This window comes from Flavobacterium sp. (assembly GCF_046155325.1).
GTDB lineage: Bacteria > Bacteroidota > Bacteroidia > Flavobacteriales > Flavobacteriaceae > Flavobacterium.
Map to the genome: position 1 here is coordinate 1 of NZ_JBJXDQ010000002.1, position 22,739 is coordinate 22,739.

The following is a 22,739-nucleotide window of genomic DNA, read 5'->3' on the forward strand; positions in this document are numbered from 1 at the left end:
GATTTTAGTCGTTCCTCAAATTCACCTTTGTATTTGGCTCCGGCAATCAAAGCGCCCATGTCCAAAGAAAAGACGATTTTGTCTTTCAAGTTTTCGGGAACATCGCCATCCACGATTCGGTGTGCTAAACCTTCGGCAATGGCTGTTTTACCAACTCCAGGTTCGCCCACAAGCATTGGGTTATTTTTGGTTCTACGCGTTAAAATCTGTAAAACTCTTCGAATTTCTTCATCACGACCAATTACAGGATCGAGTTTTCCGTTTTTAGCCAGTTCGTTGAGGTTTCGTGCATATTTATTCAAAGAATTATAGGTTTCTTCGGCAGAAGCAGAAGTTACTCTTTCGCCTTTTCTGAGTTCGTCAATGGCGGCTTTTAGTCCTTTTTCGGTTACGCCTTGGTCTTTTAGAATTTGGGCGACTTTACTTTTGGAAACAAAAATAGCCAAGAGTAGATGTTCGATAGAAACGAATTCATCGTTCATTTTCTTGGCAATGATTTCGGCTTCAGTTAGCGTAGTGTTTGCCGTTCTGGAAAGCATAATTTCGCCACCAGAAACTTTCGGAAAGCTCTGAATTGTACTGTCTAATATTTGTTCGAACAACGGAACATTTACATTTAGTTTTTTCAAAATAAAAGGAGCTACATTTTCATCAACTTCGAAAATCGCTTTAAAAATGTGTTCGTTTTCTATTTGTTGTTGTCCAAAACCCTGGGCCAGTTGCTGTGATTGCTGAATGGCTTCCTGCGATTTGATCGTAAATTTATTGATGTTCATTTTACTTTTAATTTAAAGTTTAATGTTTCCCTCACCACACGAGCGACAGCGAACTGGCGAAGCAAAGGAGAGGAGGTCGAGGCGGTTTAATTATTTTTTATTTTTAATTCGTAATTTTTAATTGATTAGGATACATTTGCTAAATAATCGTCAAATGTTATTCCATCACTAAAGTTACGACAAAATGTCTGTAAATAAGGTGTTTATTAACGACATATTGACTTAAAAAATGTTATTATGAGTGTGTTCAATTCTTTTTTTGGAAAATCAGAAAACCAGAGTTCTTCGACAAGTAAAATCAATTGGATTCCGTTGCAAGATTTGGGTCAGTTGAATGAAATTATAACGAATTCAAACCAAAAGCAAGTGATAATATTCAAACACAGCACCCGATGCATTGTAAGTAGAACGGCGTTGAAGCAATTTGAAAACGAATTTGATGTAGAGTTGCATTGCAACGTCTCTACATATTTTTTGGATTTATTGGAACATCGTGACATTTCGAATGAAATTGCTTCTCGTTTTGGAGTGTACCATCAATCGCCACAATTGTTGTTGATAAAAGGAGGAAAATCAGTTTATGATGTTTCTCACAGCGATATTGATGCTGGGGAATTGAAGGGGAAGTTGTAGCGCAATTTTTGGCTTAAAAAAAATTACCGCAAATTCGCAAATTAGATTTGAATCATTAATTTGCGAATTTGCGGTTTATTTTTGGTTTTAAAATCTTAAAAAGCCAGTTTCATCTTCTCTTTAATTTCTTCTAAGCAAAGGTTGTTGATGCTTCCTTCGTGAGTGTGTTTTGTTTTTTTCCAATGCTTGTTGAATTTTTGATTTGAAAGACCAGCAAGTCTTTTGACGAAGTTCAAATTCTGAACTTAACCCTAAAGACAACATACCTTTCTTTTTTTTGCTAATTTTAAATCGATATGAAATGCAATTAAAAGCAAAAATTTAATCTTTTAAACATTGTTCCCGTTGTAGGACTTTTATTGTATCTACATTTTGTACACCTACTATTTTGAGGTTTTTTTCCATCCCCGAATTTCTAAATACCACAGCGTTTACAATTATATCCGCTTGCCCATTTTATTTCATGGTAATAATAAAAGTGGTTGTTCTATAAACACAAACTGGTTGGTACTAGTAAGTAATTTTAAATTTTAAAATTATTTTTACCAATTAATTTTTAAGTAGTTTTTTAATTCATTAAACTTTAAATACAATTATAAAATTATGGACATAAATTTAATAGCAAATACAAAACAATCTTTTCTTAAGTATTTTGGTAACGAACCCGAGGTTGTAATTTTATCACCTGGTCGAATTAATATAATAGGTGAACATATAGATTATAACGATGGATTTGTAATGCCGGCGGCAATTGATAAGATTATTTGTTTTGCGTTTGAAAAGAGTAAATCTATTACTTCAAGAATTATAGCATTAGATTTAAATGAAGAATTCAGTATTGATTTTTCTAAAAAACCAAATTTAGATGATAAAGTTTGGACAAATTATATACGTGGTGTTGTCAATCAATTACAACTAAACGGATTTGATTTTGAAGGTGTGAACTGTGTTTTTAGTAGTAATATCCCTAGTGGTTCTGGGCTTTCTTCTTCTGCGGCATTAGAGTGTGGTTTTTTAAAAGGAGTAAAAGAACTTTATGAGTTATCAATTAAACCTATAGATATTGCATTGATGAGTCAAAAAGCAGAGCATTGGGTTGGGATTAATTGTGGAATTATGGATCAATTTGCTAGCGTTTTAGGAGTTGAAAATAAGGTGATAAAAATTGATTGTAAAACATTAGAATACGATTATCATAATGCAGATTTTGGAGATTATTCACTTATTTTATTAGATAGTAATGTTAAGCATTCGCTATTTACATCAGAGTATAATCAACGTCGCGAAGAATGTGAAATTGGGTTAACTATTATTAAAAGAAAATTTCCTGAAGTTAAAAACTTTAGAGATTGTACCGAAGATCATATATTGGATACAAAAGGGGAAATGGAAGAAGATGTATTTAAAAGATGTTATTATGTTGTAAAAGAAATATCTAGAGTAATAAAAGCAAGTATAGCATTGGATAATAATGATATTGAAGGTTTAGGAAAGTTGCTTTTTGAAACCCATGATGGATTAACTAGAGAGTATGAAGTAAGTTGTGAAGAATTAGATTATCTTGTTGATTTTGCTAAAACCGAAAGTTCAATAATTGGCTCTAGAATGATGGGTGGCGGTTTTGGAGGTTGTACTATTAATTTAGTCAAAAAAGGTCAAGAGGAAGTTATGAAGGAAAAAATACAGCAACTTTATCATGATAAATTTAATATTGAATTAAAAAGTTATGATGTTAAAATAGGAAATGGAACAACAATTTATAATTAATATGACCATGAAAAAATTTGATATTAATGAAGACCCGCATAGAAGATATAATCCTTTAATAAAAGAATGGGTTTTAGTTTCTCCTCATCGCTCTAAGCGACCATGGCAGGGTCAAAATGAAGCAGTTTCTAATATCACTTTACCTTCGTACGATCCAGAATGTTATTTATGTCCAGGAAATGTTCGCGCTAATGGTGAAATAAATGATTCCTATGAAAACAGCTTTGTTTTTGATAATGATTTTGCAGCATTAAAACAGGATGAAATTATACAAGAGATAGAAAGTGAAAATACTTTTTTTTGCGCTAAATCTGAAAGAGGAATTTCAAAAGTAGTTTGTTTTTCACCTAATCATGGTCTTACCCTTCCAGAGTTATCGGTTGCTGAAATAGAAAACGTTATCAATACTTGGCAAAAAGAATATACTTTGTTAGGCGCTATTGATTATATAAATCATGTTCAAATTTTTGAAAACAAAGGAAGTGTTATGGGATGTAGTAATCCCCATCCGCATGGTCAAATTTGGGCACAATCCTCTTTGCCAACACAAGTAGAAAAAACGCATAGTAGTTTAAGTGAATATTTTGAAAAAAAACGGACAAATTTACTTTTAGATTATCTTGAAGAAGAATTAAAAATAAAAGAAAGAATCGTGATTGAAAATGACTATTTTGTTGCATTAGTTCCTTTTTGGGCTATTTGGCCCTTTGAAACAATGATTCTTCCAAAAAGAAATATTTCAAAAATTACTGCATTAACAGAAACTGAAAAAACTGCTTTTGCAACTATATTAAAACAATTGACCACAAAATACGACAATCTTTTCAATACTTCATTTCCGTATTCTTCGGGTATCCATCAGGCACCTACAGATGGAAAATTGCATCCAGAATGGCTAATTCACATGCATTTTTACCCTCCATTACTTCGATCAGCTTCTGTAAAAAAATTTATGGTTGGATACGAAATGATGGGTGAATCTCAAAGAGACATCACTCCTGAAAAAAGTGCAGAAGCTTTAAGAAATTGTTCAGTAATTCATTTTAAAAATAAATAAGGAATTAAATTTTTTTAAGTTATTCCAAATTGATTTCACAAATTGCCAGATATTTTTCTGTGTGGATTTGTGAAATTTTTTGTTTTAACAATACCATGTAGGTTCTGCTCCGAATAAGAATCTACAAAAAAAGATAATTGAAAAGTTTTATAATGAGTTCCTAAGTATTAAATGGCATTTATTTTCTATTTTTTCTCTTCGACCTTCTTTAATCATTTGAGCTAATAGTTCTCCCATCATTTCAAAATCTGTAGAAATTGTTGTAATTCCGTTTTCAACCACTTTTTTTAAAGGCGTTTCATTATATGAAATTACACCAATTTCATGACCTAATTTATAATTATAAATTTTAGCTTGTTCAATGACTTTTACTAAATCTCTGTCATTTGGAATGATAAAAACATCCCCTATATTAATTTTGAAATTTTGAAATTCTGTTATAATTTGGTAGTCAAAATTATTATCTAAACAAAAATTTTCAAATCCTTTTTTCATTTCTAATGGCTCTCTAAATCCAGGGAAAATTAATATTAATTTTCGATACTTATCTAGTCTAGACTTGCCTTCCAATAGTGCATTATAGATGTCTTTTACAAAGTTTTGAGTGACACATGGAAATAGCTCCAATTCAGAATTTGTTTGATCCAAAATGAATACATCCCTAACTGGTAGGGTATTTAGAATTGAAGATATTTTTTTAAGGTTTGAGGGCATAATTACATATTTTGTATAGTTTCCATTATTTTCTTCAATTAATTTTTGGAATACTTTTATATTGAAATGATGAAAAAAAATATCTACTTGATCATCTTTTTCTAGGCTATTCATGAACGAGTTATACAAATCCTCTTTAAAAACATTTAATTCGTCAAATAGCAAAAAAACCTTATTTTTAATACTTACTCCAACACTCCGTATATAATACCCTTTTCCTGGAATTGCATAAATAATTCCTCTTTTTTTTAACTCTTCATATCCTTGTAGTACAGTGTCCCGAGATAAAGAAAACTCAATACAAACCTTATTTATCGATGGTAGTTTGTCATTAATTTTTATATTTTTTTCTTCTATTGCTTTTTCTACGCTAAGAATAATTTGCTTGTATATAGGGATACTATTGATTTTTGAGATTGCTATTATTTTCATCTTGTACATTTTTTATAAAGTTACAAAACAAACTGGTAGGTACTGTGATGTAATATTATTATAATATAATATTTTTGAAAATAATAATTAAAATACATAGTGTATTTTAATTATTACTTATATTCATCATAAATATAAGAAATGATATTATTATAACTAACTTTGAACTAACCACATTATGAAAACATTACAATTAGTTGATTACCTTGTATTTCTAGTTTATTTTTTTATTGTAGCCGGATACGGTTATTCGGTTTACAGACGCAAAAAAACACAATCAATATCTGCTTCACATGATTATTTTTTAGCTGAAGGGTCTCTGACTTGGTGGGCAATCGGAACTTCATTAATTGCTTCTAACATTTCTTCTGAACAATTTATAGCAATGTCTGGAAATGGTTTCAAGATGGGGCTTGCAATTGCAACTTATGAATGGATGGCTGCTTTGACTTTAATCATTGTTGCAGTGTTTTTTATACCTGTTTATTTAAAAAATAAAATTTATACCATGCCTCAATTTTTAAGTCAAAGGTATGATGGTAATGTTGCTATGATTATGGCGGTATTTTGGTTACTTTTATATGTAATTGTGAACCTAACTTCAATTCTGTATTTAGGAGCTTTGGCAATTAATGGTATATCAGGAATTGAAATTAACTTGTGTATGTATGGCTTGGCGTTTTTTGCAATAGTAATTGCATTAGGAGGGATGAAAGTGATAGGATATACCGATGTTATACAGGTAGTTTTCTTGATTTTTGGTGGATTAGTAACCACTTATTTAGCTCTAGATAAAGTTGCTGAATTAAATGGACAACACGGTATGGTTCAAGGATTTAATTATATGCTAGATCAATCTGGTGACCATTTTCATATGATATTTAAAAAGGATAATGCTAACTTTCCGAGCTTGCCAGGACTTACAGTATTGTTTGGAGGTATGTGGATTGTTAATTTAAATTATTGGGGTTGTAATCAATATATTACGCAACGAGCATTAGGAGCAGACTTACAAACAGCAAGAAGCGGAATATTATTTGCTGCTTTTCTAAAACTATTAATGCCAGTAATTGTTGTGTTACCTGGAATTGCTGCCTATGTAATTTATATGAAAGGCGGTTTACAAACCGAATTATTAGGACCCGATGGAATAATTAATCCTGATAAATCATATCCAGTATTATTAAATTTATTGCCAGTAGGATTAAAAGGATTGTCATTTGCGGCATTAACAGCTGCAGTTGTAGCATCATTGGCAGGTAAAGTAAATAGTATCTCAACTATTTTTACCTTAGATATTTTCAAGAAAAAAATCGAAACCGATGCCAGTGAATTGAAAATGGTTAAAGTTGGTAAAATTACTGTAATAGTTGCGATGCTTATAGCAGTTTTTATAGCACCTTTGTTAGGTATTGATAAAAAAGGAGGGTTTGAATTTATACAAGAGTATACTGGCTTTGTAAGTCCTGGGATTTTTGCTATGTTCATCCTTGGTTTTTTCTGGAAAAAAACTAGCTCAAATGCGGCGATGTTTGCTACTATTGGTGGTTTTGTGTTATCAGTAATTTTTAAATTCTTACCTAATTTTATGAATTTAGAATTCTTGAGTAGTACTGGATTTGCTACATTAGTAGAACAAAAAGACAAAACTATGGCTTATGAAATTCCGTTTATTGACCGAATGGGATTTGTATTTGTAATCTGCGTTTTGTTAATGGTTATTATTAGTTTGTATGATGCTAAAAAAGGTTACAAAGCAAAAGGATTAGAAATTGATACTAAAATGTTTAAAGTAAGTAATGGATTTATGGTTGGGTCAATCATTATAGTTGGAATTTTAGTTGCATTATATTCTATATTTTGGTAAAAAATAGTCAATAATTATATAAAGCAATAACAAATAAAAAAAGACACGGATTTAAACTGATCTAAATAGAATTATTATTTAATAATCAGCGAAAATCCGTTTAATCGTTGTCATCCGTGTTCCTTTTTTAATAGTTCGTTTGTTTAGTGTTCAGTCATAATAAATTAAATATATATTAAATAAAAAATAATGAAAATATTAGTTACAGGCGGATTAGGATTTATAGGTTCTCATACTGTCGTTGAATTACAAAATGCAGGACATGAAGTAGTAATTATTGATAATCTTTCTAATTCGTCAGAAGATGTATTGAATGGTATTTTTGCCATTACTGGTATTCTACCGTCATTTGAAAACATTGATTTAAGAGATAAAAATTTAGTAGTTGATTTTTTCAAAAGACATTCTGATATACAAAACATAATACATTTTGCAGCTTCAAAGGCAGTTGGCGAAAGCGTAGCTAATCCATTATTATATTATGAAAATAACATTGCTAGTTTAATTTATATTCTGCAAGAGTTAGAGAAAAAAACAGCTTCTAATTTTATTTTCAGCTCTTCTTGTACCGTTTATGGTCAAGCAGAAACAATGCCAATAACTGAAAATACGCCTATTCAACCTGCGCTTTCACCTTATGGGAATACCAAGCAAATAGGAGAGGAGATTATTACTGATGTTGCTAAAATAAGTAGTATTAGCGCAATTTTATTGCGTTACTTTAATCCAATTGGAGCTCATCCTTCTATGAATATTGGTGAATTACCTAGTGGTGTACCTCAAAATCTAGTGCCATTTATCACACAAACAGGCATGGGAATACGAAAAGAATTGTTAGTCTATGGTGATGATTACCCTACACCTGACGGTACTTGTATTAGAGATTACATACATGTTGTTGACCTTGCTAAAGCACACGTAATTGCGATGGAACGTCTTATTAATAAAAAGAATTTAGATAAGGTTGAAATATTTAATTTGGGTACAGGTAAAGGAAGTTCTGTTTTGGATGTCATTACTAGTTTTGAAAAGGTAAGTGGTCAAAAATTACCTTACAAAATAGTTGACCGAAGAGAAGGTGATGTTACAACAACTTATGCCAATACCGATAAAGCCAAAACTGTTTTAGGTTGGCAAACAGAATCTTCCATAGAAGAATCAGTTGCAAGCGCATGGAAATGGGAATTAAAAGTTAGGAAAGCATAATTCAAACAATCAGTTATATACATTAGATAATGATTTCTAAAATTTTGGCTAATGTCAATTTTACAAAATTAATTGACGAAAAAGAGGTTTTACTCTTTGATCTGAAAAACAAGAATGGATTTCATTGTCAAATTACAAATTTTGGAGCACGAATAGTGAGCCTAATTGTGCCAAATAAGTTTAATAAGCTTGTTGATGTTGTTTTGGGTTTAGAGTCAATAGAAGATTACCAAAAAGATGATAAGTATTTTGGTGCCATTACAGGACGTTATGCTAATAGAATTGCCAACGGTAAATTTGCAATTGACGGTAAAGAATATTCGTTGAAGATAAATAATGGACCTAATTCACTTCATGGTGGTCAGGATGGTTTTGATAAAGTAGTTTGGTTTGCTAAACCTTTTATAAATGAAATTGATGAAGAAGCTATTGAATTGAGTTATTTATCTAAAGATGGTGAAGAAGGTTTTCCAGGAAACCTAAAGGTAAAAGTGATTTATACATTGACAAATTCAAATGAATTAACCATTAGCTATTGGGCCAAAACCGATGCTAAAACCGTAATCAACCTCACAAATCATACTTATTTTAATTTGAAAGGCGCTGGTGAAGGTTCTATAGAATCTCATGATTTAGTGCTAAACGCAGACTTTTTTACGCCTACTGATAGCACTATGATTCCTACTGGAGAAATAATAAGTGTAAAGAATACGCCAATGGATTTTAATAGTATTCATAAAATAGGAACTCGAATAAAAGATGATTATTTAGCGTTAACTCAAGCTAATGGTTACGATCACAACTGGATTTTAAATAAAGAAAAATCGGATTTGAGTTGGGCAGCAACTGCTTCGGATGATGTATCTGGAATTGAGTTAAAAGTTTATACTACAGCGCCTGGGGTTCAATTCTATACCGGTAATTTTTTAGATGGATTATGCAAAGCAAAAGAATCACAGCAATATCATTTTCGTTCTGGATTTTGTTTAGAAACTCAGCATTTTGCTAATTCCCCTAATCAAGAAAATTTTCCTTCTACAATCTTAGATGTTGATGATACCTATACCCAATCCACTATCTTTAAGTTTGGGTTAAAAAACTAATATAATCCGTTGGGTGTAATTAATAAATTGTGTCAAGTAATTAACTTTCAGAGTTAAAATAAACCCAATTAGAAATTAAATGTTAGTCTGTCCCGAAACTTCGAGAGTATAAGACAAAAAACCGAAACACTCGGTAATCCCTAAGTTTCGGGACATTGTGACAAATCGCAATAAATTAAGTGTAAAATATAATTGCACCCAACGGGATAGTATGATTTTTTTGTATTTGCGATTAAATATACCCGAAACTTTCGTTTTGGGTTTTTTACTCAGAAAAAGGCTCTTGAATTTTATAGATCTTGCTATAATGTTATCTTCGGTCAGTTTCAGGAAATCGTCTCGTAATCTCAATTCGTTAGCATCTAAAAATTAAAGTATAACGTATTAATAAAGTTATAACTCCATACAATTCCTTAATTTTGTGGTATATTAAGAAACTAGATTCCCTTCTATGAACCCTACATTTTCTGACAACAGCCAAATTGGAATGGTAGCCACTTTTTCGGAATTGGTACATACCGATTTTAAGGGAGAAACCAATGCCTTATGCTGGTTCCGAAATTTGGAAGGCGATTTTGCAGCCATTGTTAACCAACTGCAACTCAAGGAAAACATAACCAAAGTTTCTCCTCAAGACCTATTGGCGCTCCAACTATCCCAAAAGGGAAGTATAGCCAGGGAAATTATCTTAAATGATTGGCGATTATTAACTGATTTTGGAGCTTCGCCTTCACTTAATTTATTGAAATGTTACGAACGAGATGAAGACTTTGATTTCATATCCACTGATGTGTATTCGTATCATGTGGATCGTTCGCCCATAACAACTGATACTTTTTTATGTACCTACCACGGAGCGGCTAGTGAAATTATTACTAATAAACAAGCTGTTCAAAAAGTGCAAATTCCTGAAATCCGAGAACAATTGAAAGCGCTTCATAGCGGTGACTCTGCCGAATTCGAAGACTTTTTGAAGGACAATTATTTCGATTTGCATTATCAGTCTTTACCCAATAAAACACCTACTAACTTAGGAGTAGGACATCTTTGGCGCTTGGCGGTAGACCATCCTAAACAACAAGTGCTACCTTGTATTCACAGAGCACCGGTAGAAAAAGAGGGTGAATATCGATTGTTGTTGATTTGCTAGAGAAAATGATGACTAGTCCTAAATAATCGATACAGATTATTAGACAAATTTAAATAAATTAAACAGCATCAAAAACGTTTTTGATGCTGTTTTTAGTTTTAAAAAATAAAAGTTGCCCTAGTTTATTAAACTTAAAATTGCATAATAAACTTGATTGGTTTATTGGACTTAATCTTCGCCTAGAGTTTGTATATGTTCCGTCCCAAGAATCAATAGTTGCAGGCATAATGTATGGCTAGCTATTTTTTATATTCGAACGCTTTTATAAACTTTTTATTTTTGACCATCGGATGGCAATGATTTATTATTGAATATTTTTTTTGTATTAATGGTTTATTAATGCATTATTAATTCCACTAGAATAATATTGCAATTCATAATTCTGTTAGATTAGACCCAATATTATTTTATTATGAGTGATGACCATGTTTATCAGGCCATTAATTTAAATAGCAATAAACTTATTCCTACCCACAATATCGATATGATTGTTAGGCAGGGGGTGCTTTTTCAAAATTATTTTGTTACTAATTCAATCTGTGGTCCAAGCCGGGCAGTTATTCTTACAGGAAAATATTTCCATATTAATCAGCTTGCAATGGAAATTTTGCCAAAAAAAGCAAATGAAATTTCAGGTTTATTAATGATGGCGATTAGCGGTGGAGCAATTATTCTATCACTAATGGGTGTAATTACAGAAGCATCAACCTACACAATGAGTTTGTTTTATTACTTAGCTGTGGTATTGTAATAGTAATGATTGGATTAATGAATAAACCTAAAAATAATATAGAAAATGAATTATGATTTTGATAATAGGATAGTGGTAACTCTTGATGCTGGTGGTACTAATTTTGTATTCTCTGCTATTCAAGGCAATATTGAAGTGGCCGAACCTATTAGGTATCCTTCACAAGCCGATAATTTAGAGTTATGTGTGAAAACGCTTAAAAAAGGATTTCATGAAGTAATTTCTAAATTGAAATCGTCGCCGGTTGCCATCAGTTTTGCTTTTCCGGGTCCTGCTGATTATGAAAAGGGAATTATTGGTGACTTACCTAATTTCCCCTCTTTTAGAGGTGGTATAGCTTTGGGTCCTATGTTGGAAAATGAGTTTGGTATTCCGGTTTTTATAAACAATGACGGTAGTTTATTTGCTTATGGGGAAGCTCTTGTTGGTGTATTGCCTGAAATAAACAAGAAATTGGAGCAAAGTGGCAGTTCCAAACGATACAAAAATCTTTTAGGTGTAACATTAGGAACCGGTTTTGGCTGTGGTGCGGTAATTAATAAAGAATTGTTGGTTGGAGATAATGGATGCGGTGGTGATATTTGGTGTTTTCGAAATAAAAAATTTCCGGATAATATTGTTGAAACTAGCGTGAGTATCACAGCCATTAAAAATGTTTATAAAGAATTATCAGGCGATGTAAGAGATATAGAGCCTAGTGCTATTTTCGAAATTGCAAAAGGAACGATTACAGGTAATCAAGAAGCTGCCAAAAAAGCATTTTCAGAATTAGGCGAAATGGCGGGTGATGCTATTAGTCATGCAATTACAACTATTGATGGACTTATTGTTGTTGGCGGGGGATTATCCGGTGCCTATAAATACATTATTCCGGCTATGGTTGCCGAATTAAATAGTACGCTTAAAAATAATAACGGTGATACATTTCCACGCTTACAGGTGAAAGCTTATGATTTAACCGACGAGGATCAATTTAGAGAGTTTGTAAGCGGCAATACGGTTCAAATCACTGTTCCGGGAACCGATAAAAAAATTCCTTATGAGTCCGAAAGAAAAACAGGTGTACTTGTTTCAAAAGTGGGTGCAGAAAAGGCTATTTCGATAGGAGCATACGCATTTGCATTGCATAAACTAGATTCGTTGGGTTTTCTATACTCCAATAAGAATGAATTATAAGGTAACATAAAATGAAACAAATAGGTTTAATTGCACTTTTGGTAATTATTATGGGATTCGTTCAGCTGAGAGCATAATAATCTGGCAAATTAGAAAAAATGATAATAGTGGTGCTAAATTTGCTCCTGTTCCATGTAAAGTTAGCATATCCATTATTGGATTTGGGTATCAATAAATAATTGATTTTGTAAAAGAGCTGTTATTAATTTAGAAGAAAAACAAAAAAATATATTAGATTTGTTTTTTTAAAAGGTTTGCAAAAGTTAATTCTAATTTTATCCGATAAAAAAAAAGATCCTAGTTTACTTGGATTTTTTATTTAAAAAAGTCGATTTTTTACATATTTCCAAAAAATTAATAGGGAAAAAAATTTATGTATACTATTTATAATTTAAAATGTTCGAATCGTTTTTATCTCTTATATTTAATAGTTTTTCTATTTAGCGTTAACTCTTATACTGCGTTTTCCCAAGACTATGGTTTAGTATTCAATGGACAGAATTACTCTCTTGACGAAAGAACAGGTCTTAATTTAACACCAAACGGATTTGAGACTTTTAACGATGAATTTGATATCACATTTGATATTAAAATTGATTTGATGCAAAAACGTTTATTTGGGTATGTATTAAGAGTAATTAATGATAAAAATCAAAATATTGATTTAATTATTTCCAACAATCCAACATTAAATAGTACGGTTAAAAGTTTAAACATTATAATTGGCACTACTAAAGCAGTGGTTCCAATTAATAATACTAAATTTAATAACAAATGGATAAAATTACGGTTGAAGTTTTCGTTAAGTCAAAAAACGCTGTTACTTTCGATTCAAGATGCTACGGTACTTAAAAAGAATATAAGTTTTAAAAACACAGACTCGTTTAAAGTTTTTTTTGGTGCAAATAATTATACGCAGTTTGCCTCTACCGATGTGCCAGATATGAGTATTCGAGACATCAAATTATATGTCAATAAAAAACTTAAGTCTCACTATCCTTTAAATGAAATTAACGGAAATTTTGCTCATGATAATTTTAGTGAAAATAAAGCGATTGTAACCCATTCAAATTGGTTACTATACAGACATCAAGAATGGGAAAAGGTTTTTGAAAATAAGTTAGACGGGACTCAATTAATAACAGCTGATACTGTTAATGACGTTCTTTATTTACTTAGAAATAAAGAATTATTGGTTTATAATATTGAAAAGAATGAACCAATAACAATTAAATATAAAAATCCTCCCATTTATTTAACTTCAGATCACAGGGCTGTTTATAACTATCAAGACAAAAAAATATATTGCTATTTAATTGATAGAAATGAAGTTTCTAAATTAAACATTCAAACAGGAGTTTGGGAAAATCAAGCTGTTTTTACTAAAGAAAAACATAAACAAAAATACCAACATCATAACAGTATTTATAGCACGGTTGATAATTCTATATATACTTTTGGGGGTTATGGCCAATATACCTATAACAATGAAGTTAGGCGTATTGATTTAAAACAAGGTTTTTCTGAAGTTTTAAAAACAAACACCTCCATATTTCATCCTAGATATTTGGCTGGAATAGGGGAGCTTAACGACACAATCTATATGTTGGGGGGCTATGGCAGTGATTCGGGTAACCAATTATTAAATCCAAAAAGCTATTTTGATTTATTAGGGTATGTCATTAAGGAAAAAAAATTCATAAAAAAATTTGAAATACCACATGTATTAGAAGATATGATTGTGGGGAACAATATATGGATTGATAAAAAAAACAGAGATTTTTTTGCCTTAATTTCGGACAAAACAAAATCTAAAGGTTATTTACAAATATTGAAAGGAAATATTGATAATTCTAAAGTTGAAATAGTAGGAAGCAAAATACCTTATGATTTTTTAGATGTGAAGTCTTTCGCAACTTTATATTATTTCCCAAAGAACAAAAAGTTTTTGGCATACACCTCTTTTTTAACGGATTCAATCCAAACACAATTTAAAATATATTCTATTGAATATCCTCCAATAGTTAAAAAAGACATTCCAGCTCAATCTGATATATATAATGGTAATTATATTTATTATGACATAGTACTTTTTTTGGCTCTTGTAATTGGACTTATTTGGTATTTTTACTCCAAAAAACAAAAAGCTAGAATTAAAGTTAAATGGAGTAAAGCAGATTTAGCCCATTCTAACAATGATGATTCAAAAGCAAACGAAATTGATTTTGAGCCTATCTTTAGTGGCATGGATTATCAAATAATATTTTTTGGAGGTTTCCAAATCATAGATCATAAACAAGATGATATTACGAATAAGTTTTCACCACTTTTAAAAGAACTATTTTTATTAATTTGGTTATATACCTTTAAAAACAATAAAGGAATTTCTTCTGAAAAATTAGTTGAAATCTTATGGTATGATAAAGATCCTAAAAGTGCTCAAAATAATAAATCTGTTAATATAGCCAAATTAAAAGGGCTGTTGAGTGAGGTTGGTAATTGTAAATTAACAAACGATACGGGCTACTGGAAAATTAAATTTGACCCTAAAATTCTGAAAAATGATTATTTTGAAGTAATGCAAATTGTAGAAACTAAAAAAAAGGAAATCAATAAAAAGCATATTAAGCATTTAATAAAAATAACCAAAAAGGGATCCTTTTTGCTTAATTTAAATTATGAATGGTTGGATAGTTTTAAATCTGATATTTCGGATAGAATAGTTGATACTTTAGTGTATTTTGGAGAAAATTTCACTATTGAAGAAGAACCAGATTTTATGATTAACTTGGCTGATTCTGTATTTAATTTTGATTCAATAAACGAAGAAGCCATGTTTTTCAAATGTAAAGCTCAAAATGTAATGGGTAAGCATAGTAATGCTGAAAGTACATATAAGAAATTCGTAAAAGAATATGAAATTCTTTATGGTCAGGAATATGAACATTCTTTTGTTGATGTCCTCAAAATGAACTCAAAAAAAGACTAGATTCAAAATAATTAAGTAACAATCATCCTATACTGTCGTGTTTTAAATCAGTACAAATAAAGTAATAACTTGATTTTGAGTTATTATTGACATTATTTTTTTTTTACTTTACTACTTTTAAACTTTCAACTTACTTAATCGTAAAAAATTAATAAGTTATAATTGATTTTTTTCTTTTTCTTTTTCATTTTTCATTAATACTTTATTAATGTTTTATTAAGTATTAGATGTTATTATTGCATATATATCCATAGCGCAGTGATGATATTAATATTGTGTTTTATTAATTTAAAATAAAGCAACCCTAAATTTTATTTATGAAAACCAAAAAAAATATATCCATTTTTATATTGTTTTTAACAATAAGCTATTCAATTTCAGTCACTTCACAAAATCAACTTGATTACAAAGTGATGATGGGGTATCAAGGATGGTTTTTAGCTCCTGGAGATGGTTCGGCGACAAACAACCCATGGAATCATTGGTTTAAAAGCGGTGCTACTCCCGATGCCGTAAATTTAACTGTAGATATGTGGCCTGATATGTCTGAATATACAGATAAATTTAATACCAATATGACCTATGCTAATGGCTCAAACGCTCAATTATTCTCCTCCTACAGCTTAAGCACGACACGCAAACATTTTGAGTGGATGAGCAACTACAACGTGTATGGTATTTATTTGCAACGTTTTTTAAGTGCTGTAGATGTTCAATCTTCAGGTTCATTTGGAGCCAAAAACAAAGTATTGGAAAATGTAATGACTTCGGCAACAGAATACAACCGTAAGTTTGCAGTTATGTATGATGTATCAATAGGTGGGAATATAACTGATGCTACCATGTATGCAAAAATTGTAGCAGATTGGGAATATCTTGTTGATACTTATGATATCTTAAACAAGCCGGAATATGTAAAACAGAATGGAAAACCAGTAGTAGCTATTTGGGGTATTGGTTTTAAAGATCGAGGTTTGACAACGGCGACATCTCAAGCAATAATTGATTATTTCAAGACCAATGCAGCTCCTCAATACCGTGCTTATGTTATGGGTGGGGTGCCTGAGGGATGGAGAACACTAAGTGGAGCTTCAGAAACGGGTGTGGGATGGACAGCTGTCTATAACTCTTTAGATATGATTAGTCCATGGTCAGTAGGAAGGTATTCTAATAATAGTGGTGCGAATAGTTTCAAAACCAATAATATAGTACCTGATTTGGCAGCGTGTAACACTAATAATAAAGATTATATGCCTGTTATTTGGCCAGGATTTTCTTGGAAAAATTTAAAATCTAATTCTACACCACCATCAATTGAAACATTAAACCAAATACCACGAAGCGGGGGAGAATTTTATTGGCGTCAGGCGTACAATGCTGTTCAAGCGGGTGTGAAATTTATTTATGTAGCCATGTTTGATGAAGTTGACGAGGGTACTGCTATGTTTAAAATTACGGACATAACAGCAAAACTACCCATTCAAGCTAATGATAGACTGGTATCTTTAGATATTGATGGCCTTAATTTACCTAGTGACTGGTATTTAAAATTAGCGGATCAAACCCAGAAAATGTTGGATGGAACTATTCCTTTAACTAGTGATATTCCGCTTACACCTCCAGTTACATCAGCAGGTAATGGTGCTGAGTTTATAACACAGCAAAATATTCCTGCTCTCCTTAGACTTAACCAAAACACCATTGTAAATGTTACTATGAAAAATATAGGATTAACTACATGGACTAAGGCAAGTGGTTATAAGTTGGGTAGCCAAAATACGCAAGATAATACGTTATGGGGTTTTAATAGAGTCGAATTGTCTGATACCGATGCTATATTGCCTGGTCAAGAAAAAACTTTCCAATTCGAAATTACTGCTCCCAATATTGCAGGAAATAATAATTTTCAATGGAAATTAATAAAAGAAGGTGTTGAATGGTTTGGGGGGCTAACCCCAAATAAAACAATAGCAATTGGCGCCGAAAATTATATAGACGATTGTGACTCAAAGACAAATTGGAGTTTATGCAACTGCACGTTAGTTCTTAACAGTGGAGATAAAAAGCAGGGTTTGAGTTGTCTTGAATTTACGGGTCCCGAAATTATAGAATTTTCAAGGGTGTTTTCTCCTGCATACAATACCGTTGGCTCGACTACAGGAGCTACATTACAATTTTGGTACTATGTTTCGGATGTATCTAAGTTAACAACTAAAAATAAAGTAGAAATAGGGAGTTCTGGAGTTCCTGACACTAATGAGTACAACTGGACATTGACAGGCTTAGTAAATGGTTGGAATTTAGTTCAATTAAATACTTCAACCGCAACTAAAATTGGAAATCCAAATTTGGGTGCCATAAATTGGTTTAGAATTTACGGACTAAAGAATGGAAGCGTAACTACTAGAATTGATGATATAGGACTTCTAGGAAATTAAGTATAAGCCTGAAATACTCAAAAATGATTATTATTAATTATTGGCATTTTTTATTCAAAAAACTTTTCAAATTAATCCTTAATTAATAAAAAATTAATTCATTGCTTTTATATTTACAAAAATTAATACATAATATATTAAACTTAATACGTATTCCCATGACGAAAATCAAACACTTTTTTTTAGCATTTCAATTTTTAACTGCATTTAGCTGTTATTCCCAATATGTTAATCTTACAAACGGAAAACTTGTTTATACCATGCATGCAAATAAAGGCGAGACAAATAATGTTAACATTATTCCGGATTTTTCAATGTGTGGTTACGGGGGCGGGGGCGTCGCCATACCTGTTGGTATTGTGCCTGTTAGGGAAACTTTAATGGCGCCTGAAAGCGGAACGTCAAGAGCTATGATTCAGGATGCTATTGACAGGGTAAGCTTGTTACCTCTTGATTCAAATGGTTTCAGAGGCGCCATACTGCTAAAGGCAGGTACGTATTACTTGAATGACGGCACTTATACAGTCAGTCAAACTGCCTTGGTAATTTCCGCGAGCGGAGTTGTCTTACGCGGCGAAGGTCAAGGAACCAGCGGTACTGTACTTATTTCCAGTCTGGAAAGTAAACATACAATTATAGATGTTAAACCAGCGAACGATCCAACGTTACAAACAATTAATTTTACCGATATTACTGATTCTTATGTGGGTACCGGAGCAAAGAGTTTTAATGTTATAACCCCAAGCAATTTTAATGTAGGTGATCTGATAACACTTAGATTTTCCCCAAACGCTCAATGGCTAACCGATATTAGGGTAAATCCTTATTTGAATGCTGGTGCTGGTGATATTCTGTGGGACACGACTACTTATATTGTTAAATTTGAACGAAAAATTACTGCTATTAACGGCAGCACAATCACTATTGATGCACCGGTTGTTATGCCTATGCAAACCAAATACGGTTTAGGTCAAATAGGAAAACTTACCATCACAGGCCGGTTAACTAATGTTGGAGTTGAAGATCTTCGTCTCCAAGGCCCTGGTGTAACTGCAACTTGCCTTATAGATGGTACGAATCGTCTTGAACATGGAGTAAAAGTATGGTTTGGAGAAAACTATTGGGTTCATGGCGTTACTACTGTTCATTCCAGGTATTCATGTGTATCAACATGGGGTTCTAAATTTGTTACAGTGGAAGATTGCGCTTATGTTCAACCTTATGGGCCTAAAAGTGGAGGATATCGTTATTCTTTCAACCTCGATGCAAATTCTCAATTTGTTCTTTTTCAGCGTTGTTATGCTAACGACGGACGACATGATTTTGTGACTCACGCCAGAATACCCGGACCGAATGCATATGTAGATTGTTTGTCATTAAAGGGGAGTACAGAAGGCCCTCATGAACGTTGGGCAATGGGTACTTTGTATGATAATTGTAAAATGGAAACCCAATTGGCTATTAGTGAACATAGAGGGGCCAGCGGATCAGGTCATGGTTGGGCAGGAATTACACAATTAGCTTGGAATACCGTGTCTCCCACTTTTACTTGTGATACACCCCTCGGATTCCAAAATTATATAATCGGTGGTACAGGTACAGAAGTACTTAGCGGCTATATTAATCATAATCAAACCGGCGTTTACACTGGGTATTATGAAAGTATAGGCAGTCCTATAACACATACACGGAGTCTGTATTTGAAACAACTGGAAGACAGGCTTGGAAGCACAGCAGTTTCAAACATCACAATACCAGATCAAAGAAACGGAAATATTTATACCAAATTGGCAAGTTGGGCTGGAAATGGCAAACTTTTATCACCCACTGTTCCAGTTACGCCAGCAGGTAATGGTTCAGAGTTTATAGCACAGCAAAATGTTCCTGTTTTCCTGGGACTTAGCCAAAACGCCACTGTAAATGTTACGATGAAAAATATAGGATCGACTACTTGGACTAAGGCAGACGGTTATAAGTTGGGTAGCCAAAATACGCAAGATAATACGGTATGGGGTTTTAATAGAGTCGAGTTGTCTGATACCGATGCTATTTTACCTGGTCAAGAAAAAACTTTCCAATTTGCGATTACGGCTCCCAGTACTGTAGGAAATAATAATTTTCAATGGAAATTATTGAAAGGAGGAGTTAGTGGTGAATGGTTTGGAGATGTAACCCCGAATACAATAATAGCAATTGGTGCCGAAAATTATTTAGACAATTGCGATTCAAAGACAAATTGGAGTTTATGCAACTGCACGTTAGTTCTTAACAGTGTAGATAAAAAGCAGGGTTTGAGTAGTCTTGAATTTACGGGTCCCGAAATTGTAGAATTTTCAAGGGTGTTTTCTCCAGCATACAATACCGTTGGCTCTACTACAGGAGCTACATTACAATTTTGGTACTATGTTTCGGATGCGTCCAAGTTAACAACTAAAAATCAAGTAGAAATAGGGAGTTCTGGAGTTCCTGACACCAATGAGTACAACTGGACACTGACAGGCTTAGTAAATGGTTGGAATTTAGTTATATTAAATACTTCAACCGCAACTAAAATTGGAAATCCAAATTTGGGTGCCATAAATTGGTTTAGAATACACGGGCTAAAGACTGGTAGCGTAACTACTAGAATTGATGGTATAGTACTAGTAGGAAATTAAGCTGTGCCCTAAAACACTAAAAAATGTTTATTTTGAAGTAATTTAAATTGCGAGAGTTAAAGAAAATCAATAAAATGCATATTGAGAATTTAATAAAAAAAGCAAAAAGAGATCCTTTTTGCTTTTTTTATTAGGATTCGTTGGATAGTTTTATCTGATATTTCGATAGAATAGATATACTGAGTTAGATTTTGTATAAAATTTCACTAAAGATGATTAGCCAGTTTTTATCTTTAACTTGGCTGATTCTATATTTAATTTTGACTCAATAAACGAAGAAGCTATGTTTTTCAAATGTAAAAGCTAAATATATACTAGTGAAGCACAGTTAAGCCGAAAGTTCATTTAACAAATCGTAAAGGAATATTAAATTCTTTATGGACAAAAACAGCAACATTTTTTTGTTAAAGTGATTAATAGGAGCTCAAAAAAACTAGATTTAAAATAATGGTTCTTCCTGTATTTGTTTGAAAATTAAATATTTAAAGTAAAATTCACAAAGATTTTAACCATTAAGAAAAATAAGGTAATTAAGTTTTGGCGCGTACTTAAGTTTCTTAACTCCCTTAATGGTTCGAAAAAAAACTAACTTTCACAACATATCCGGTAGAACCAAAATAATAAGTAGCGATCATCATATAAAGTCGTGTTTTAAATCAGACCAAATAAAGTAAGAGCTTTATTTTGAACTGCTATTGACAAGTTGGCTATAAATCTAAAAGTAGTTGATAATCAAAAAAAGTTATTGTTGCTAAGACTTTTATCTTGGCTTTAATTCATTGGTCATTGAATAAGGGAAATCGCTTTCGTTTACTCCTTTGCTCTTATTTGGCTCCGAAGACATTATTAAATTAAATGTTCCGCCATTTGTAATATCAGAATGATTCAAATAGGTTTTTGTGTGTGTTTTGCCATTTAGTTTTGCTTTTTGTACATACAGATTTTCTGCGCTATTATTTCCAGCATTTATCACAAATGTTTTACCGTTTTCAAGCTTAAGTGTAATCTTTTTAAAAAGTGGCGCTCCCAGCACATATTGATTCGTACCTGGTGCGACTGAATACATTCCCATAGCCGAAAAAACATACCAAGCTGAAGTTTGTCCGTTATCTTCATCGCCGCATAGTCCGTCAGGTGCTGGTGTGTACAATTTATTCATAATTTCTCTGACATGATATTGCGTTTTCCAAGGTTCTCCAGCATAATTATACAGGTAGGGCATGTGTTGTATGGGTTGATTCCCATGCGCATATTGTCCCATGTTCATTATCAACATCTCGGTAATTTCATGAATCTGCTTTTTGTAATACGAATAATCAAAAGTAGGTGGTGTTATGAAAACGGAATCCATTTTTTCAATAAATTTAGTTTTTCCACCCATCAAATCAATAAGACCTTGCACATCGTGAAACACACACCAAGTCCAGTGCCATGAGCATCCTTCGGTAAAGGCATCTCCCCATTTATCAGGTTGGAAAGGCGATTGAAACGTACCATCTTCGTTTCTACCTCGCATAAAGTTCACCGATTTGTCGAATACATTTTTATAGTTGTGAGCTCTTTTTGCAAAGATGTCAATTTCGGTTTGTGGTCTGTTTAGCGCTATTGAAAGTTTCCAAATATTGTAATCCGCAAAGGCATACTCCAATGTTCTGGCTGTATTTTCTTTTTTTCCCACATTATAGGGCACGTAGCCTAATTTGTTGTAATAATCTACGCCAAACCTCCCTACAGAGCTCAATGGTCCTTCGTTCTGGCTATTTTTTACTATAGCTTCGTAAAGCGTATTTATCTCTTTATTCGGAATGCCTTTCAGGTAAGAGTCCGTAATAAGAATGGCTGAATTGGAGCCAACCATACAATCTCTATGACCTGGACTAGCCCATTCGGGTAACCAGCCACTTTCTTTATAGGCATTTGCCAACCCTTCCATAATCTGGCTATTTAGTTCTGGAAATACGATGGTTAATAGCGGAAATGCTGCTCTGAAAGTGTCCCAGAAACCATTATCGGTAAACATATA

General features: G+C 32.3%; 15 protein-coding genes and 1 pseudogene. 12 read left to right on the plus strand and 4 right to left on the minus strand.

The annotated features are described in order from the left end of the window. The coding region (locus ACKVOD_RS00035) for a Clp protease N-terminal domain-containing protein (protein ID WP_409207433.1) at window positions 1-776 on the minus strand (776 nt) is incomplete at its 3' end. Window positions 777-1,013: 237 nt separating this feature from the next. On the opposite strand from ACKVOD_RS00035, the gene ytxJ reads away from it, so the two are divergent. Continuing rightward, window positions 1,014-1,409, plus strand: a complete 396-nt coding sequence (gene ytxJ, locus ACKVOD_RS00040; protein WP_409207434.1) for a bacillithiol system redox-active protein YtxJ — start codon at window positions 1,014-1,016, stop codon at window positions 1,407-1,409. A gap of 171 nt (window positions 1,410-1,580) precedes the next feature. Here ytxJ and ACKVOD_RS00045 read toward each other — a convergent pair. Next, window positions 1,581-1,875: pseudogene (locus tag ACKVOD_RS00045) on the minus strand (IS1595 family transposase); the annotation flags it as partial. A 137-nt stretch (window positions 1,876-2,012) separates the two neighbouring features. Here ACKVOD_RS00045 and galK point away from each other — a divergent pair. Then, window positions 2,013-3,176 (plus strand): galactokinase, encoded by a 1,164-nt coding sequence (gene galK / locus ACKVOD_RS00050; protein ID WP_409207435.1) that lies wholly within the window; start codon window positions 2,013-2,015, stop codon window positions 3,174-3,176. 7 nt (window positions 3,177-3,183) lie between these two features. Further along, window positions 3,184-4,233, plus strand: coding sequence for a UDP-glucose--hexose-1-phosphate uridylyltransferase (locus ACKVOD_RS00055; RefSeq protein ID WP_409207447.1), 1,050 nt, complete (start codon window positions 3,184-3,186; stop codon window positions 4,231-4,233). A 147-nt stretch (window positions 4,234-4,380) separates the two neighbouring features. Here the strand turns inward: ACKVOD_RS00055 and ACKVOD_RS00060 are convergent, their stop codons facing one another. Beyond that, on the minus strand, window positions 4,381-5,379 hold the full coding sequence (locus ACKVOD_RS00060; protein ID WP_409207436.1) for a GntR family transcriptional regulator: 999 nt from the start codon (window positions 5,377-5,379) through the stop codon (window positions 4,381-4,383). Window positions 5,380-5,557: 178 nt separating this feature from the next. Here ACKVOD_RS00060 and ACKVOD_RS00065 point away from each other — a divergent pair, with 178 nt between their 5' ends. The 9 genes from ACKVOD_RS00065 (at window position 5,558) to ACKVOD_RS00105 (ending at window position 20,716) form a co-directional block, all read left to right on the plus strand. Then, window positions 5,558-7,246 carry a sodium/sugar symporter gene (locus ACKVOD_RS00065; protein ID WP_409207437.1) on the plus strand — a complete coding sequence of 563 codons (1,689 nt, stop codon included), beginning with the start codon at window positions 5,558-5,560 and terminating at the stop codon, window positions 7,244-7,246. 189 nt (window positions 7,247-7,435) lie between these two features. Further along, entirely contained in the window at window positions 7,436-8,452 is a 1,017-nt protein-coding gene (gene galE / locus ACKVOD_RS00070; protein WP_409207438.1) for a UDP-glucose 4-epimerase GalE, read from the plus strand. A 29-nt stretch (window positions 8,453-8,481) separates the two neighbouring features. Next, on the plus strand, window positions 8,482-9,555 hold the full coding sequence (locus ACKVOD_RS00075; protein ID WP_409207439.1) for an aldose epimerase family protein: 1,074 nt from the start codon (window positions 8,482-8,484) through the stop codon (window positions 9,553-9,555). A gap of 451 nt (window positions 9,556-10,006) precedes the next feature. Next, a complete protein-coding gene (locus ACKVOD_RS00080) occupies window positions 10,007-10,705 on the plus strand; it encodes a DUF1826 domain-containing protein (protein WP_409207440.1) in 699 nt (232 codons plus the stop codon). A 412-nt stretch (window positions 10,706-11,117) separates the two neighbouring features. Next, entirely contained in the window at window positions 11,118-11,456 is a 339-nt protein-coding gene (locus ACKVOD_RS00085) for a sulfatase-like hydrolase/transferase (protein WP_409207441.1), read from the plus strand. A 45-nt stretch (window positions 11,457-11,501) separates the two neighbouring features. Then, window positions 11,502-12,632, plus strand: coding sequence for an ROK family protein (locus ACKVOD_RS00090; RefSeq protein WP_409207442.1), 1,131 nt, complete (start codon window positions 11,502-11,504; stop codon window positions 12,630-12,632). A 373-nt stretch (window positions 12,633-13,005) separates the two neighbouring features. After that, the gene (locus ACKVOD_RS00095; protein ID WP_409207443.1) at window positions 13,006-15,621 is read left to right on the plus strand and encodes a hypothetical protein; all 2,616 of its coding nucleotides are present in this window, start codon (window positions 13,006-13,008) and stop codon (window positions 15,619-15,621) included. Window positions 15,622-15,938: 317 nt separating this feature from the next. Beyond that, the gene (locus ACKVOD_RS00100; protein ID WP_409207444.1) at window positions 15,939-18,059 is read left to right on the plus strand and encodes a hypothetical protein; all 2,121 of its coding nucleotides are present in this window, start codon (window positions 15,939-15,941) and stop codon (window positions 18,057-18,059) included. A 158-nt stretch (window positions 18,060-18,217) separates the two neighbouring features. After that, window positions 18,218-20,716, plus strand: a complete 2,499-nt coding sequence (locus tag ACKVOD_RS00105; RefSeq protein ID WP_409207445.1) for a hypothetical protein — start codon at window positions 18,218-18,220, stop codon at window positions 20,714-20,716. A gap of 760 nt (window positions 20,717-21,476) precedes the next feature. Here the strand turns inward: ACKVOD_RS00105 and ACKVOD_RS00110 are convergent. After that, on the minus strand, window positions 21,477-22,739 hold a 1,263-nt coding region (locus ACKVOD_RS00110; protein WP_409207446.1), incomplete at its 5' end, for a GH92 family glycosyl hydrolase.

What these genes read in the sequence shown, in the direction of transcription:
- ACKVOD_RS00085 (WP_409207441.1), top strand. Translation starts at nt 11,118, where the DNA reads ATGAGTGATGACCATGTTTATCAGGCCATTAATTTAAATAGCAATAAA.
- ACKVOD_RS00095 (WP_409207443.1), top strand. Translation starts at nt 13,006, where the DNA reads ATGTATACTATTTATAATTTAAAATGTTCGAATCGTTTTTATCTCTTA.
- ACKVOD_RS00060 (WP_409207436.1), bottom strand. Translation starts at nt 5,379, where the DNA reads ATGAAAATAATAGCAATCTCAAAAATCAATAGTATCCCTATATACAAG.
- ACKVOD_RS00090 (WP_409207442.1), top strand. Translation starts at nt 11,502, where the DNA reads ATGAATTATGATTTTGATAATAGGATAGTGGTAACTCTTGATGCTGGT.
- galE (WP_409207438.1), top strand. Translation starts at nt 7,436, where the DNA reads ATGAAAATATTAGTTACAGGCGGATTAGGATTTATAGGTTCTCATACT.
- ACKVOD_RS00105 (WP_409207445.1), top strand. Translation starts at nt 18,218, where the DNA reads ATGACGAAAATCAAACACTTTTTTTTAGCATTTCAATTTTTAACTGCA.
- ACKVOD_RS00080 (WP_409207440.1), top strand. Translation starts at nt 10,007, where the DNA reads ATGAACCCTACATTTTCTGACAACAGCCAAATTGGAATGGTAGCCACT.
- galK (WP_409207435.1), top strand. Translation starts at nt 2,013, where the DNA reads ATGGACATAAATTTAATAGCAAATACAAAACAATCTTTTCTTAAGTAT.
- ACKVOD_RS00100 (WP_409207444.1), top strand. Translation starts at nt 15,939, where the DNA reads ATGAAAACCAAAAAAAATATATCCATTTTTATATTGTTTTTAACAATA.
- ACKVOD_RS00075 (WP_409207439.1), top strand. Translation starts at nt 8,482, where the DNA reads ATGATTTCTAAAATTTTGGCTAATGTCAATTTTACAAAATTAATTGAC.
- ACKVOD_RS00065 (WP_409207437.1), top strand. Translation starts at nt 5,558, where the DNA reads ATGAAAACATTACAATTAGTTGATTACCTTGTATTTCTAGTTTATTTT.
- ACKVOD_RS00055 (WP_409207447.1), top strand. Translation starts at nt 3,184, where the DNA reads ATGAAAAAATTTGATATTAATGAAGACCCGCATAGAAGATATAATCCT.
- ytxJ (WP_409207434.1), top strand. Translation starts at nt 1,014, where the DNA reads ATGAGTGTGTTCAATTCTTTTTTTGGAAAATCAGAAAACCAGAGTTCT.